Raw genomic sequence first — 13,475 nt, 5'->3', positions numbered from 1 at the left:
CGGCTCTCCCGCGGACGGACGGGGTCACCGTAGCCGCGTCCGCCGGGAAAACCAGGGGCGGTACGGGGCGGGGCGGTGGCAGGGTGGCGGGCATGGATTCCTCCGACGGTCTCGTCCGGCTGCTCGCCGAACCGGCACGGCTGCGCGCCTTCGCCGCCCTCGTCCTGGGAGCCGGGGACGTTCCCGCCGTGGCCGCGGCCACCGGGCTGTCCGTGAAGGACGCCGCGGTGGCCGTGCGCAGGCTGCGGGACGGCGGGCTGGTCTCCGGCGGGAACGGCGGGGACGGCGACGGCGGAGACGGCGGGAACAGCGGGAACGGCGGGGACGGGCTGCGGGTGGCGGACGGGCGGCTGAAGGAGCTCGCGCGTACCGCCGGGAGCGCGGCGCGCGAGGCGGCCGGGCGGCGGACGGCGGCCGACCCGCTGCACGCCTTCGTGCACGACGGCCGGATCGTCCACCTGCCCGCCCGCAAGGGCAGGCGGCGGCCGGTCCTGGAGCGCGTCGCGGCCGAGTCCTTCGAACCCGGGCGCGTCTACGCCGAGCGCGAGGTGGACGACCGGCTGCGGACATGGTGCGAGGGCGGGGCCACCGACCATGTGACGGTGCGGCGGTACCTGATCGACGAGTGCCTGCTGACCAGAGAGAACGGCCGGTACTGGCTGACGCGGCACTAGGTGTCCGCGCGGCGGCCGCCCGGGTGGCGGTGGCGCCAGATCCAGAACACGGCGCAGGAGAGCACCGCCCAGCCGGCCAGCACCAGATAGGGCTGGACGTGCTGGTGACCGGGGAAGTAGACGGCCGTGTGCTGGGCGTTGACGGAGGCGCCCGGGGGGAGCCAGCGGCCGATGACGCCCAGGGGCGAGGGCAGCAGGGGCCAGGAGACGGCGCCGCCCGAGGAGGGGTTGCCGATGAGGACCATCAGGCCCCAGGTGGGGAGCATGGCCCAGCGGCCGATCAGGGTCTGGAACATCGTGAAGACCATGCCCGAGGCGAACATGGTCAGGGCCAGGATCATCCAGGAGTGGACGAAGGGGAAGTCGACCGCGTCCAGTCCCCAGTCCACGATCGCGGTGATGGAGAAGCCGCCGAGCAGGGAGTAGGCGGCCGTGAAGGCGATCCGTTCGGGCGGATTCAGGGCGCGGGCGTTGACGCTGAGCTGGATGGCGCCGATGAAGCCGGCGACGACGGCCGCGAGGGTGACGTAGAACAGGGCCAGGCCGCGCGGGTCGCCCGGGTTCAGCGGTTTGGCGTCCCGTACCGCCACCCGCAGGCCGGTCTCCTCGCCCACCTCCCGGGCGGCCTCGGTGAGCAGTTCTGCGACGGAGGCGCCGGAGGCGCTGGAGACCTCCAGGACGGGCCCCGCCCCACGGTCCCCGCCGTCCTCACCGCCCCCGCCGGGGATGAGCAGCACGGCGAAGACCTCCTGGGCCTCCAGGGCGTCCCCGGCCGCCGCGCGGGTGGGGTACCGGTGCAGTTGCAGGGAGGAGCGCAGGTCCTCGCTCATGGCGTCCGCGAAGACGTCCGCCCGCTCCTCGTGCGCCGCCGTGTCGCCGACGACCGCGACGGGGATGCGGTGCGGCGTGGGGTCGGCCATGGCATAGGTGTAGGAGCCCGCGAAGAGCCCGGCCGCCGCGCCGACGATCAGCACCAGCACGGTGGCGGGCAGGAACGGCGACGCCCTGAACCGCCGCCACCACCGGGAGACGGTCCCGTGGGGCTCCTGTGCATCATGGGAGCCGGGCGTACCGCGCGAGGAGGGGTGGCGCTGGTCGCTCATGCGCCTCACCCTAATCAGTCATTCCCCCCACAAGACCGCATACCGCCCGGAAGTCCGGGCGAATTGATTCGCCCGGTGCTCGGCGCGGGTGCGATCCTGGAGTTCGTATGTCCACTGTGTCTGATCCCACCCTCCCCGCCCTCCTGGAACGGCTGCCCGAGCTGATGCTGCGCGACCAGCAGCGGCTGGGACGGCGACTGGAGGGCACCCGCCGCATCCGCAAACCGGAGGCGCGGCAGGCCGTCCTCTCCGAGATCGCCGCCGAGGTCGAGCGGGCCGAGCTGCGGGTCGCCGCGCGGCGGGACGCCGTACCCGCGATCGACTACCCCGAGCAGCTCCCCGTCAGCCAGAAGAAGGACGAGATCCTGGCGGCGATACGGGACCACCAGGTGGTGATCGTCGCCGGTGAGACGGGGTCGGGGAAGACCACGCAGATCCCCAAGATCTGCCTGGAGCTGGGGCGCGGTGTCCGCGGGCTGATCGGGCACACCCAGCCGCGGCGGATCGCAGCCCGCACCGTGGCCGAGCGCGTCGCGGAGGAGCTGCGCACCCCGCTGGGCGGGGCGGTGGGCTGGAAGGTCCGCTTCACCGACCAGGTGGGCGAGGACACCCTGGTCAAGCTGATGACGGACGGCATCCTGCTGGCCGAGATCCAGACCGACCGCGAGCTGCGCCAGTACGACACGATCATCATCGACGAGGCGCACGAGCGCAGCCTCAACATCGACTTCCTGCTGGGCTACCTCGCCCAGCTCCTCCCCCGTCGCCCCGACCTCAAGGTCGTGATCACCTCGGCGACCATCGACCCCGAGCGCTTCTCCCGGCACTTCGGCGACGCCCCGATCATCGAGGTCTCGGGCCGTACGTACCCGGTGGAGGTCCGCTACCGGCCGCTGCTGGAGGACGAGGGGGACAACCCGGACCGGGACCAGATCACCGCGATCTGCGACGCGGTCGACGAGCTCCAGGCCGAGGGGCCGGGCGACATCCTGGTCTTCCTCTCCGGCGAGCGGGAGATCCGGGACACCGCCGACGCGCTCAACAAGAAGAACCTCCGCTTCACCGAGGTGCTGCCGCTGTACGCGCGGCTGTCCCACGCCGAGCAGCACCGCGTCTTCCAGCGCCACAGCGGCCGCCGGATCGTCCTGGCCACCAACGTCGCCGAGACGTCGCTGACGGTGCCGGGCATCAAGTACGTCATCGACACCGGCACCGCCCGCATCTCCCGCTACAGCCACCGCACCAAGGTCCAGCGGCTGCCCATCGAGCCGATCTCGCAGGCCAGCGCCAACCAGCGCAAGGGCCGCTGCGGCCGTACCTCGGACGGCATCTGCATCCGGCTGTACTCCGAGGAGGACTTCCTCTCCCGTCCGGAGTTCACCGACCCGGAGATCCTGCGGACGAACCTGGCGTCCGTCATCCTCCAGATGACCGCCGCCGGGCTGGGCGACATCGAGCGCTTCCCCTTCATCGACCCGCCGGACCACCGCAGCATCAAGGCCGGCGTGCAGCTCCTGGAGGAGCTGAACGCCCTCGACCCCACGCAGAAGGACCCCCGCAAGCGCCTGACGGAGACGGGCCGCAAACTGGCCCAGTTCCCGGTGGACCCGCGGCTGGCCCGGATGGTGCTGGAGGCCGACCGCAACGGCTGCGTCCGCGAGGTCATGGTGATCGCCGCCGCCCTGTCCATCCAGGACCCGCGCGAGCGGCCCGCCGACAAGCAGCAGCAGGCCGACCAGCAGCACGCCCGCTTCCGCGACGAGAACAGCGACTTCCTCACCCTGCTCAACCTGTGGAAGTACGTGCGGGAGCGGCAGAAGGAGCTGTCCTCCTCGGCCTTCCGCCGCATGTGCAAGTCGGAGTTCCTCAACTACCTGCGCATACGCGAATGGCAGGACATCTACGTCCAGCTCCGCCAGGTCGCCAAGTCCATGGGCGTCCACCTGGGCGACCAGGAGGCGGACCCGGACCGCATCCACCAGTCGCTGCTGGCCGGACTGCTGTCGCACGTCGGGCTCAAGGACGCCGAGAAGAACAACGAGTACCTGGGCGCGCGCAGCGCCAAGTTCGCGGTCTTCCCCGGCTCGGCGCTGTTCAAGAAGCCGCCGCGCTGGGTGATGTCGGCCGAGCTGGTGGAGACCTCGCGGCTGTGGGCGCGGGTCAACGCGAAGATCGACCCGGACTGGATCGAGCCGCTCGCCCAGCACCTGGTCAAGCGCACCTACAGCGAGCCGCACTGGGAGCAGAAGCAGGCGGCGGTGATGGCGTACGAGAAGGTGACGCTCTACGGCATCCCCATCGTCGCGCAGCGCAAGGTGAACTACGGGCGCATCGACCCGGAGACCAGCCGCGACCTGTTCATCCGCCACGCCCTGGTGGAGGGGGACTGGCGGACCCACCACCAGTTCTTCCACGAGAACCGCAAACTGCTGGGCGAGGTCGAGGAGTTGGAGCACCGGGCCCGCCGGCGCGACATCCTCGTCGACGACGAGACGCTGTTCGACTTCTACGACCGGCGCATCCCCGACCACGTGGTCTCCGGCGCGCACTTCGACTCCTGGTGGAAGAAGAAGCGCCGTGACGAGCCGGACCTCCTCAACTTCGAGAAGTCCATGCTCATCAACGAGCGGGCCGGGGAGGTCACCAAGGCCGACTACCCCGACGTCTGGCACCAGGGGAAGCTCAGGCTCCGGGTGACGTACCAGTTCGAGCCGGGCGCGGACGCCGACGGCGTGACCGTCCACGTCCCGCTCCAGGTGCTCAACCAGGTCGTCCCCGAGGGCTTCGACTGGCAGATCCCGGGCCTGCGCGAGGACCTGGTCACCGAGCTGATCCGCTCCCTGCCCAAGGCGGTCCGCCGCAACTGCGTGCCCGCCCCCAACTTCGCCCGGCGCTTCCTGGACGCGGTCTCCGAGGGCGGCGGGGTGCCCGAGCGGACGCTGCGGGAGCCGCTGACGGACGTGCTGGCGCGCGAGCTGACGCGGATGACGGGCGTACGGGTGGAGCCGGAGGACTTCGACCTCTCCAGGGTCCCCGACCACCTGAAGATCACCTTCCGGGTGGTGGACGAGCGTCGCCGCAAGCTCTCCGGCGACTCCGAGAGCAAGGACCTGGAGGAGCTGAAGACCGCCCTGCGGCCCCGCACCCGGGCCGCCCTGTCCAAGGCGTTCGACTCCGCGAAGGAGGGCGCCCGCGTCGAGCAGCGCACCGGCCTGACGTCCTGGACGGTCGGCACGCTCCCCCGCACCTTCGAGACGCGGCGGGCGGGCCAGCCGGTCAAGGCGTACCCGGCGCTGGCGGACGACGGCGACTCGGTGTCGGTGAAGCTCTTCGACACCGAGGACGAGCAGCGGGAGGCGATGTGGCGCGGCACCCGCCGGCTCATCCTGCTGAACCTGCCCTCCAATCCTGCCAAGTTCGCCCAGGACCGGCTCGCCAACCGCGACCGGCTCGCGCTCGCCGCCTCCCCGCACGGCAGCGTCCAGGCCCTGTTCGACGACTGCGTGACGGCCGCCGCCGACCGCCTGATGGCGGCGCACGGCGGCCCGGCCTGGGACGAGGAGGGCTTCCGCAAGCTCTTCGACGCGGTGCGCGCCGACATCACCGACGCGGTGGTGGCGACCGTCCGGCAGGTGCGGGAGGTGCTCGCCGCCTGGCAGGCCTGCGAACGCCGGCTGAAGACGCCCCAGCTGGCGGGCAGCCCGGCGCTCGTGCCGAGCCTGGCGGACGTGCGCGAACAGCTCTCGGAACTGGTCTGCCCGGGCTTCGTGACCGCCCACGGGGCGGGCCGCCTGCCGGACCTGCTGCGCTATCTGGTGGCCGTGGACCGCCGCCTCCAGCAGCTCCCCACCAACGTCGACCGGGACCGGGCCCGGATGGCGAAGGTGAAGGAGATGCGGGACGAGTACGCGTGGCTGCTGGAGCAGTTCCCGCCGGGGCGGCCGGTGCCGCGCGAGGCGAAGGAGATCCGCTGGATGATCGAGGAGCTGCGGGTGAGCTACTTCGCCCACGCCCTGGGAACGGCGTACCCGGTGTCGGACAAGCGCATCGTCAAGGCCGTGGACGCGGCGGCGCCGTAGTACGACGGCCACGGTCGGTGAGTTCGCCTTGAGACCCTGAGCTGCTGTAGAGTCTCTTTTCGCAGCCCGGGAATCCGACGGAGAACCGGCTGTGGTCTCCAGGTCCTGTGGAGCAGTTTGGAGTGCTCGCCACCCTGTCAAGGTGGAGGCCGCGGGTTCAAATCCCGTCAGGACCGCACAGCGAAGGCCCGAGTCCACCGGACTCGGGCCTTCGGCCGTTCTCCCGGTTCGCCCGGTCCTCCCGGCACCTTCCTCTGCCATGTGCCGCCGGGCCGTCTTGACGCCTCCCCGGTACGCGGGTACCCCTGCTACGAGGGAGGTGGCGCCATGCCGGCTGCTCCGGGTTCCCCGCGTCACGAGACACGCGCCCTGCTGAGGGCCCATCTGGCGGCCGCGGCGCGCTACGGCCACGCGACCCGCCACTGCCCGGTCTGCCACCGGCTGCGGCTGCTCGCCATGGACCCGGCCGACGAGCCCTCCCGCACACGTCCCGAGCCGGGCGCGGAGGCCGCCTCGGGCGCCGGGGATTCCGCCTCGGACTCCGTCGAGGGATCCGTCGAGGGATCTCAGGCGCCCTCCGCGGCGCCTCCCGCTCCCGTCCTCCCTCCGGAGCTCTCCGCGGCGTCCGCACGCGCGCCGCGGCCGGAGGTTCCGGAGGACTCCCCCTCGCTCGCCGCGCCGGCCGGGACCGCGGCCCGCGCGGAGCGGGACGGGGGCGAGCCGGCCGCCGTCGGCGGACCGGTGAACTGACCGGCGGCGCACGGCCCTCCGGCCGCCGCGGTGCCTGCGGCGGCCTGTCGGACGCTCATGTTCCACTACCGCACGGGAGTTGCTGCGGGCAAGATCCGTGCAATGTGACGGGAGTCACCGAATCGGTTCATCGGGAAGGGGAATCGACCCTCCTCCCACACCAGCCAAATTTAATATGTGCCATTGCACTGTTCGCTCCCCACGGCCTTCTTCACAACCTCGCCACACCCCCTCCGCATGCGGGAGGATCCCCTTCGGCCGGCGAACACCCCTCCCCTGCGGCCTTGTTGACGCGCGGAGGCCCCCTCGACCGGACCTTCCGGTTCCGGTCGAGGGGGCCTCTCGCAGACGAAAACCGCGCCGGGCCCGGCGGAGCCCAGCGCGGTCGACGTTCAGGCCACGTGGGGGACACCGGCCTGACAGATGGTGCGAGCGGGCGCCGAAGCGGGATGGGGGTCCCTGTACGCCCGTTTCCTGCGGGGTTGTTCAGCCCTCGCTGCGCTGCTGCGGGATGCCCGCCAGCAGAGCACGCACCTCCGCCTCGCGGTAGCGGCGGTGCCCTCCGAGCGTGCGGATGGACGTGAGCTTGCCCGCCTTGGCCCAGCGGGTGACCGTCTTCGGGTCCACGCGGAACATGGTGGCAACCTCAGCCGGGGTCAGCAGCGGCTCGGCATCAGGGGTGCGAGCGGTCATGAGCGGCCTCCTCGGGAGAACCGAACCATCACGGTTCTTTCCTCTAAATTCTGCACCTTGACCCGCGTTGCCCGAAATGGCGGACGCGGGCCGAGTCGGTTATAGGACGAACGGCTTGTCCTCGGCACTACAACTACACCATCTGTCCAGCCACGTCGGCCAAACCGACGGAATTGCCCTCGCAGGTGTCCAACCTCGACGGAAGCCGATGGACCGTGCCATAACGGACAGTCACGCCCTCGTGACGATCGGTTACAACGTGAGCAGAGCCCTCCGGCCCTCCGAGGAGAAGTGCAATACCGATGGTTCCGACCTTAGTTGGCCGGAAGGAGCCCTCTCCGGACTCCTTGTCCTATTTTGACATGAGAGATGCGCTTGAGAACAAGGCCCCGGTTAAGTGCTTTCCATCACGCTTGGGCGGATAACCCGGATCGAGCGGATCGGCGCACCCCGCGACGCGCGGAGCGACCTCCTCCGGAAGCACGGCCGCACAGCGGTCCTCAACTGGCCAGTCCCCGCTGCCGCACGGCCCGCCAACGCTCGGTCAACCGCTCGTACACGGCGCTCGCGCGCTCGCCGTCCCCCTCGCGCAGCGCCGCCAGCCCCTCGGCCGCGTCGGCCGCGGAATGGTCCTCGGCCAGCCGGTCCTCGGAGATGGTATACACCAGTCCGCCGTAGTCCAGCTCCACCAGCGAGCGGGGGTGGAACTCCTCCAGCCAGCGGCCCACGTCCACCAGCCCGTCGATGAGCGGGCTCTCCTCCAGCCTGTCCCTCAGCACCTTCAGCCCGCGGGCCACCCGCCGCCGGGCCTGCACCATCGGGGTGCGGTAGCGCAGGACGAGGGACTCCTCCCCGCCCTTCCCGGCGCCTCCGCCCGTCCCCTTGCCGTACTCGCGCTCCTCGTCGGCGAAGAGCACGAACCAGCGGATCGGGACGTGCCACGCCGCCGAGCGGATCCACGGCCGGGCGTCCGGATTCCGCTCGCGCCAGCGGTCGTAGTCCGCCGCCGCCTCGCGCCGCACCACCGGCGGCACCGCCGCGTCCAGGACCGGCGCGGGCAGGTCCCCGCCCACGCTGGACAGCGCCTGCCAGCCGCGCAGCCGGGTCCGCCAGGGGCAGACGCAGACGATCCCGTCCACCTCGGCGACGAAGGCGTCCGCGCTCTCCCGCACCGGAACCACCACGGGCGGGACCGGCACCAGGTCGGCCAGCGACCGGCGCAGCTCCTCCTGGGCGCCGGGCAGGTGCTCGCGTTCCGCGTAGCGGGCCCAGTGCGAGCGCTCCGGCTCGGGAAAAGCGGCCAGCGGCTCGTAGACCCGCAGATAGGACGCGTACGGGACGACCACCGGAGTAGTGAGGGCCACGGGTTTCTTCCTCCCGGAGCGGTGGGCCGAGGGCGGACGACGGCAGTTCGGTACCCCGATCGTGGCACCGATTCCGCATCGCTGTACCCCCGGGGCCCGGCAAGCCGTACCCTCGTCCCATCCGGCCCGCCCCCGTGGTCCCCGCCACAAGCGGGAAGACCCGGGAGGGCATTCCTTCCGCGACATACAGGAGTCACCACCGTGACTGACGTACGTCCCGCCGTCAGCGCCGACGGACCGGTCGAGACCAAGGCCCTGCACACCCTGTTCCACTCGGAGCGGGGCGGCCACGAGCAGGTCGTGCTGTGCCAGGACCGCGAGACCGGCCTGAAGGCCGTCATCGCCATCCACTCCACCGCCCTGGGCCCGGCCCTGGGCGGCACCCGGTTCCACGCGTACGCCTCCGCGGACGACCCGGAGGAGGCCGCCGTCCTGGACGCGCTCAACCTCGCCCGCGGCATGTCCTACAAGAACGCCCTCGCCGGGCTGGACCACGGCGGCGGCAAGGCCGTGATCATCGGCGACCCCGAGCAGCTCAAGAGCGAGGCCCTGCTGGAGGCCTACGGGCGCTTCGTCGCCTCCCTCGGCGGCCGCTACGTCACCGCGTGCGACGTGGGCACCTACGTGCAGGACATGGACGTGGTCTCGCGCACCTGCCGCTGGGTCACCGGCCGCTCCCCCGAGAACGGCGGTGCGGGCGACTCCTCGGTGCTCACCGCCTTCGGCGTCTTCCAGGGCATGCGCGCCAGCGCGAAGCACCTGTGGGGCGAGCCCACGCTGCGCGGCCGCAGGGTCGGCGTCGCCGGCGTCGGCAAGGTCGGCCACCACCTGGTGGAGCACCTCCTGGAGGACGGCGCCGAGGTCGTGATCACGGACGTGCGCCCGGAGGCGGTGGACCGCGTCCGCGCCGCGCACCCGGAGGTGACCGCGGTCGCGGACACCGACGCCCTGATCCGCACCGAGGGGCTCGACGTGTACGCGCCCTGCGCGCTCGGCGGCGCGCTCAACGACGAGACCGTCCCGGTCCTCACCGCCCGGGTGGTCTGCGGCGCGGCCAACAACCAGCTCGCCCACCCGGGGGTCGAGAAGGACCTCGCCGACCGGGGCATCCTCTACGCGCCGGACTACGTGGTGAACTCCGGCGGCGTGATCCAGGTGGCGGATGAGCTCCACGGTTTCGACTTCGCTCGCGCGAAGGCAAAGGCCGAGAAGATCTACGACACCACGCTCTCGATCTTCGAGCGGGCCACGGCCGACGGGGTGCCGCCCGCAGTGGCGGCGGACCGCATCGCCGAGCAGCGGATGGCCGACGCCCGGCGGGCCGGCCGCGCCTGACCGGTCCGCCCCGGCCGGCTCCGGCTGCGTTCTACCGCTTTCGGCCACACGGCGTATCGCGGTTCGTCACCCGGAGTGACGGGTGGTGGGGGGAGGACACCCCTCACCACCCCTGGGCGGGTGACCGGACGGACAGAAGGTAAAATCGTCACTGACCAGCAAAGAAATGGTCACCAGGCAGGGCGGCGCCTGCCGTGTCGTGCGGGCGGCGTACCGTAGGGCCACGGAAGCAGGTACCGTTGAAGCTCCACGGACGGTCTCTCGATCGCATCGAGAGTCCGATCCGCATCGTGAACGCGTGTCAAGACTCTGGGGCCGTTGAGCCCCGACGTTGAGGGGGTCGAGCCATGGGGCGCGGCCGGGCCAAGGCCAAGCAGACAAAGGTCGCCCGCCAGCTGAAGTACAACAGCGGTGGGACTGATCTTGCACGCCTGGCTGAGGAGCTGGGCGCATCGACGTCGAGTCAGCCGCCGAACGGCGAACGGTTCGAGGACGATGAGCTGGACGACCCGTACGCACGGTACGCGGATCTGTACAACGACGACGATGAGGACGACGAGGACGACGGCCAGTCGCCCGACGCACGCCACTCCTCCTCTCCGTCGAACCACCGACGCCGCGCCTGACGCCGTCGTCCACTGATACAGCGGTCTCCTATTGATCACCACCACCCGGTCCGGTCACCGCCGGACCGGGTTTTGGTGCACTCTCCTTCCGGTCCGCCGACTGGTCAGGCCGCGTAGTCGCCCGTGAGCGTCACCGCGTCGGCGCGGTCGCCGCGCTCGGTGATCTCGCCGGCGACCCAGGAGTCCACGCCCCGCTCCGCCAGGAGGGACAGGGTCGTCCCGACCGACTCCTGCGGCACGACGGCGACCATGCCGACGCCCATGTTGAGGGTCTTCTCCAGTTCCGTCCGCTCGACCCGGCCGAGGGCGCCGACGGTGTCGAAGACCGCGCCCGGCGCCCAGGTGGAGCGGTCCACGGTGGCGTGGAGCCCCTCGGGGACGACCCGGGCCAGGTTGTTGGCGAGCCCGCCGCCGGTGACGTGCGAGAAGGCGTGCACCTCGGTGGCGCGGATCAGCGCCAGGCAGTCCAGCGAGTAGATCTTGGTGGGCTCCAGCAGCTCCTCGCCCAGGGTCCGGCCGAACTCCTCGACGTGGCGGTCCAGCGTCCAGCCCGCCCGCTCGAAGAACACGTTCCGCACCAGCGAGTACCCGTTGGAGTGAAGTCCGGAGGACCCCATCGCGACGATCGCGTCCCCCGCACGGATGCGGTCCGCGCCCAGGACCTCGTCCGCCTCGACGACGCCCGTGCCCGCGCCCGCCACGTCGTACTCGTCGGGCCCCAGCAGCCCGGGGTGCTCGGCCGTCTCGCCGCCGACCAGCGCGCACCCGGCCAGCACGCACCCCTCGGCGATGCCCTTGACGATCGCCGCGACCCGCTCGGGCACGACCTTGCCCACGCAGATGTAGTCCGTCATGAACAGCGGCTCGGCGCCGCAGACCACCAGGTCGTCGACGACCATCGCCACCAGGTCGTGGCCGATCGTGTCGTGGACGTCCATCTTCTGCGCGATGGCGACCTTGGTGCCCACGCCGTCGGTGGCGGAGGCCAGCAGGGGCCGCTCGTAGCGCTTGAGGGCGGAGGCGTCGAAGAGTCCGGCGAAGCCGCCGAGAGCGCCGATGCTCTCCGGCCTGCGGGCCTTCTTCACCCACTCCTTCATCAGCTCGACGGCGCGGTCGCCCGCCTCGATGTCCACTCCGGCGGCGGCGTAGCTCGCGCCCTGGCCGGCCGCGGCGGGATTGGTGGAGGTCATGGTCTTCCTCTGTGACGGACGGTGGCTCACGTGGCTCACGTGGCTCATGTGACGCGTCGCGGTGTCGGTCGCGGGATCGGTGTCGGTCGCGGGGGTCAGGGCCTGCGCAGCGCGTCGGCCGCGCCCGCGCCTCCCAGCAGGGTCTTCACACCGTCGGGGTCGGCGCTCGCCGCGGCGGCCGCGTCGGACTCCAGCAGGTGCTTGCCGAGCAGGTGCGGGTCCGGCAGCTCCATCGGGTACTCCCCGTCGAAGCAGGCCCGGCACAGGTTCGGCTTGGCGATGGTGGTGGCCTCGACCATCCCCTCCAGGGAGATGTACGCCAGGGAGTCCGCGCCCAGCGAGGTGCCGATCTCCTCCACCGAGAGCCCGTTGGCGATCAGCTCGGCGCGGGTGGCGAAGTCGATGCCGAAGAAGCACGGCCACTTGATGGGCGGGGAGCTGATCCGCACGTGCACCTCGGCCGCGCCCGCCTCGCGCAGCATCCGGACCAGGGCGCGCTGGGTGTTGCCGCGGACGATCGAGTCGTCGACGACCACCAGGCGCTTGCCGCGGATGACCTCCTTGAGCGGGTTGAGCTTGAGGCGGATCCCGAGCTGGCGGATGGTCTGCGAGGGCTGGATGAACGTCCGGCCCACATAGGAGTTCTTGACCAGGCCGCTGCCGTACGGGATCCCGCTGGCCTCGGCGTAGCCGATGGCGGCGGGGGTGCCGGACTCCGGGGTCGCTATGACCAGGTCCGCCTCCGCCGGGGCCTCGGCGGCCAGACGGCGGCCCATCTCCACCCGGGAGAGGTAGACGTTGCGGCCGGCGATGTCGGTGTCGGGACGCGCCAGGTAGACGTACTCGAAGACGCAGCCCTTCGGCTTCGCTTCTGCGAACCGCTGGGTGCGGAGTCCGTCCTCGTCGACGGCGATCAGCTCGCCGGGCTCTATCTCCCGGATGAAGGAGGCCCCGACGATGTCGAGCGCCGCGGTCTCGGAGGCCACCACCCAGCCCCGCTCCAGGCGGCCCAGCACCAGCGGGCGTATCCCCTGGGGGTCGCGGGCGGCGTAGAGGGTGTGCTCGTCCATGAAGACGAGGCTGAACGCGCCCTTCACCTTCGGCAGCACCCGGGGGGCGGCCTGCTCGACGGAGAGCGGCTTGCCGTCGTCGTCCACCTGGCCCGCCAGCAGGGCGGTGACCAGGTCGGTGTCGTTGGTGGCGGCGACCTGGGTGGCCCGGCCGCCCGTGCTGGGGAGTGCGGCGACCATCTCGGCCAGCTCGGCCGTGTTGACCAGGTTGCCGTTGTGGCCGAGCGCGATCGAGCCCTGCGCGGTGGCGCGGAAGGTCGGCTGGGCGTTCTCCCACACCGAGGCACCGGTCGTCGAGTAGCGCGCGTGACCGACCGCGATGTGGCCCCGGAGGGAGCCGAGGGAGGTTTCGTCGAAGACCTGGGAGACCAGGCCCATGTCCTTGAAGACGAGGATCTGGGAGCCGTTGCTCACCGCGATGCCCGCGGACTCCTGTCCTCGGTGCTGCAACGCGTACAGCCCGAAATAGGTGAGCTTGGCGACCTCTTCCCCCGGAGCCCAGACACCGAAGACGCCGCAGGCGTCCTGGGGGCCCTTCTCACCGGGGAGCAGGTCGTGGTTGAGTCGTCCGTCACCACGTGGCACGTCTTT

Annotated in this window: 10 protein-coding genes and 1 tRNA gene; 6 read left to right on the top strand and 5 right to left on the bottom strand. The window is 71.4% G+C overall.

The annotated features are described in order from the left end of the window. The first annotated feature begins 92 nt into the window (after positions 1–92). Entirely contained in the window at positions 93–674 is a 582-nt protein-coding gene (locus ABD358_RS19555) for a DUF2087 domain-containing protein (RefSeq protein ID WP_344632373.1), read from the top strand. Here ABD358_RS19555 and ABD358_RS19550 read toward each other — a convergent pair. Continuing rightward, the gene (locus ABD358_RS19550) at positions 671–1,777 is read right to left on the bottom strand and encodes an ABC transporter permease (RefSeq protein WP_344632372.1); all 1,107 of its coding nucleotides are present in this window, start codon (positions 1,775–1,777) and stop codon (positions 671–673) included. The genes ABD358_RS19555 and ABD358_RS19550 overlap by 4 nt on opposite strands. Before the next feature lie 107 nt (positions 1,778–1,884). Here ABD358_RS19550 and hrpA point away from each other — a divergent pair, with 107 nt between their 5' ends. The 3 genes from hrpA to ABD358_RS19535 all read left to right on the top strand — a co-directional run bounded on the left by hrpA (position 1,885) and on the right by ABD358_RS19535 (position 6,606). Next, positions 1,885–5,856, top strand: a complete 3,972-nt coding sequence (gene hrpA / locus ABD358_RS19545; protein WP_344632371.1) for an ATP-dependent RNA helicase HrpA — start codon at positions 1,885–1,887, stop codon at positions 5,854–5,856. 101 nt (positions 5,857–5,957) lie between these two features. After that, positions 5,958–6,032, top strand: a tRNA-Asp gene (locus ABD358_RS19540). A gap of 151 nt (positions 6,033–6,183) precedes the next feature. After that, positions 6,184–6,606 (top strand): DUF6274 family protein, encoded by a 423-nt coding sequence (locus ABD358_RS19535; RefSeq protein WP_344632370.1) that lies wholly within the window; start codon positions 6,184–6,186, stop codon positions 6,604–6,606. A 486-nt stretch (positions 6,607–7,092) separates the two neighbouring features. Here ABD358_RS19535 and bldC read toward each other — a convergent pair whose 3' ends face one another. After that, positions 7,093–7,299: a developmental transcriptional regulator BldC gene (bldC, locus tag ABD358_RS19530; RefSeq protein ID WP_020869672.1), complete on the bottom strand. Its 207-nt coding sequence runs from the start codon at positions 7,297–7,299 to the stop codon at positions 7,093–7,095. Positions 7,300–7,799: 500 nt separating this feature from the next. Next, positions 7,800–8,663, bottom strand: coding sequence for a DUF8083 family protein (locus ABD358_RS19525; protein ID WP_344632369.1), 864 nt, complete (start codon positions 8,661–8,663; stop codon positions 7,800–7,802). Between the two features lie 201 nt (positions 8,664–8,864). Between ABD358_RS19525 and ABD358_RS19520 the strand changes: the two genes are divergently transcribed. Both ABD358_RS19520 and ABD358_RS19515 read left to right on the top strand, forming a co-directional pair. Continuing rightward, the gene (locus tag ABD358_RS19520; protein ID WP_344632368.1) at positions 8,865–9,998 is read left to right on the top strand and encodes a Leu/Phe/Val dehydrogenase; all 1,134 of its coding nucleotides are present in this window, start codon (positions 8,865–8,867) and stop codon (positions 9,996–9,998) included. A 347-nt stretch (positions 9,999–10,345) separates the two neighbouring features. Further along, positions 10,346–10,624 carry a DUF3073 domain-containing protein gene (locus ABD358_RS19515; protein WP_344632367.1) on the top strand — a complete coding sequence of 93 codons (279 nt, stop codon included), beginning with the start codon at positions 10,346–10,348 and terminating at the stop codon, positions 10,622–10,624. 104 nt (positions 10,625–10,728) lie between these two features. Here ABD358_RS19515 and purM read toward each other — a convergent pair whose 3' ends face one another. Next, on the bottom strand, positions 10,729–11,814 hold the full coding sequence (gene purM, locus ABD358_RS19510; RefSeq protein WP_344632366.1) for a phosphoribosylformylglycinamidine cyclo-ligase: 1,086 nt from the start codon (positions 11,812–11,814) through the stop codon (positions 10,729–10,731). A gap of 95 nt (positions 11,815–11,909) precedes the next feature. Then, the gene (gene purF, locus ABD358_RS19505; protein ID WP_344632365.1) at positions 11,910–13,469 is read right to left on the bottom strand and encodes an amidophosphoribosyltransferase; all 1,560 of its coding nucleotides are present in this window, start codon (positions 13,467–13,469) and stop codon (positions 11,910–11,912) included. Positions 13,470–13,475 lie beyond the last annotated feature (6 nt).

It is taken from the genome of Streptomyces glaucosporus, from assembly GCF_039533345.1.
Classification (GTDB): Bacteria; Actinomycetota; Actinomycetes; order Streptomycetales; family Streptomycetaceae; genus Streptomyces; species Streptomyces glaucosporus.
The sequence above is the reverse complement of the archived record's forward strand: the minus strand, read 5'-3'. Positions and strand labels throughout refer to the sequence as shown.

Bases quoted from the DNA above. Each gene is read 5' to 3' on its own strand.
- ABD358_RS19555 (WP_344632373.1), top strand. From the start codon at position 93: ATGGATTCCTCCGACGGTCTCGTCCGGCTGCTCGCCGAACCGGCACGG.
- ABD358_RS19550 (WP_344632372.1), bottom strand. From the start codon at position 1,777: ATGAGCGACCAGCGCCACCCCTCCTCGCGCGGTACGCCCGGCTCCCAT.
- hrpA (WP_344632371.1), top strand. From the start codon at position 1,885: ATGTCCACTGTGTCTGATCCCACCCTCCCCGCCCTCCTGGAACGGCTG.
- ABD358_RS19535 (WP_344632370.1), top strand. From the start codon at position 6,184: ATGCCGGCTGCTCCGGGTTCCCCGCGTCACGAGACACGCGCCCTGCTG.
- bldC (WP_020869672.1), bottom strand. From the start codon at position 7,299: ATGACCGCTCGCACCCCTGATGCCGAGCCGCTGCTGACCCCGGCTGAG.
- ABD358_RS19515 (WP_344632367.1), top strand. From the start codon at position 10,346: ATGGGGCGCGGCCGGGCCAAGGCCAAGCAGACAAAGGTCGCCCGCCAG.
- purM (WP_344632366.1), bottom strand. From the start codon at position 11,814: ATGACCTCCACCAATCCCGCCGCGGCCGGCCAGGGCGCGAGCTACGCC.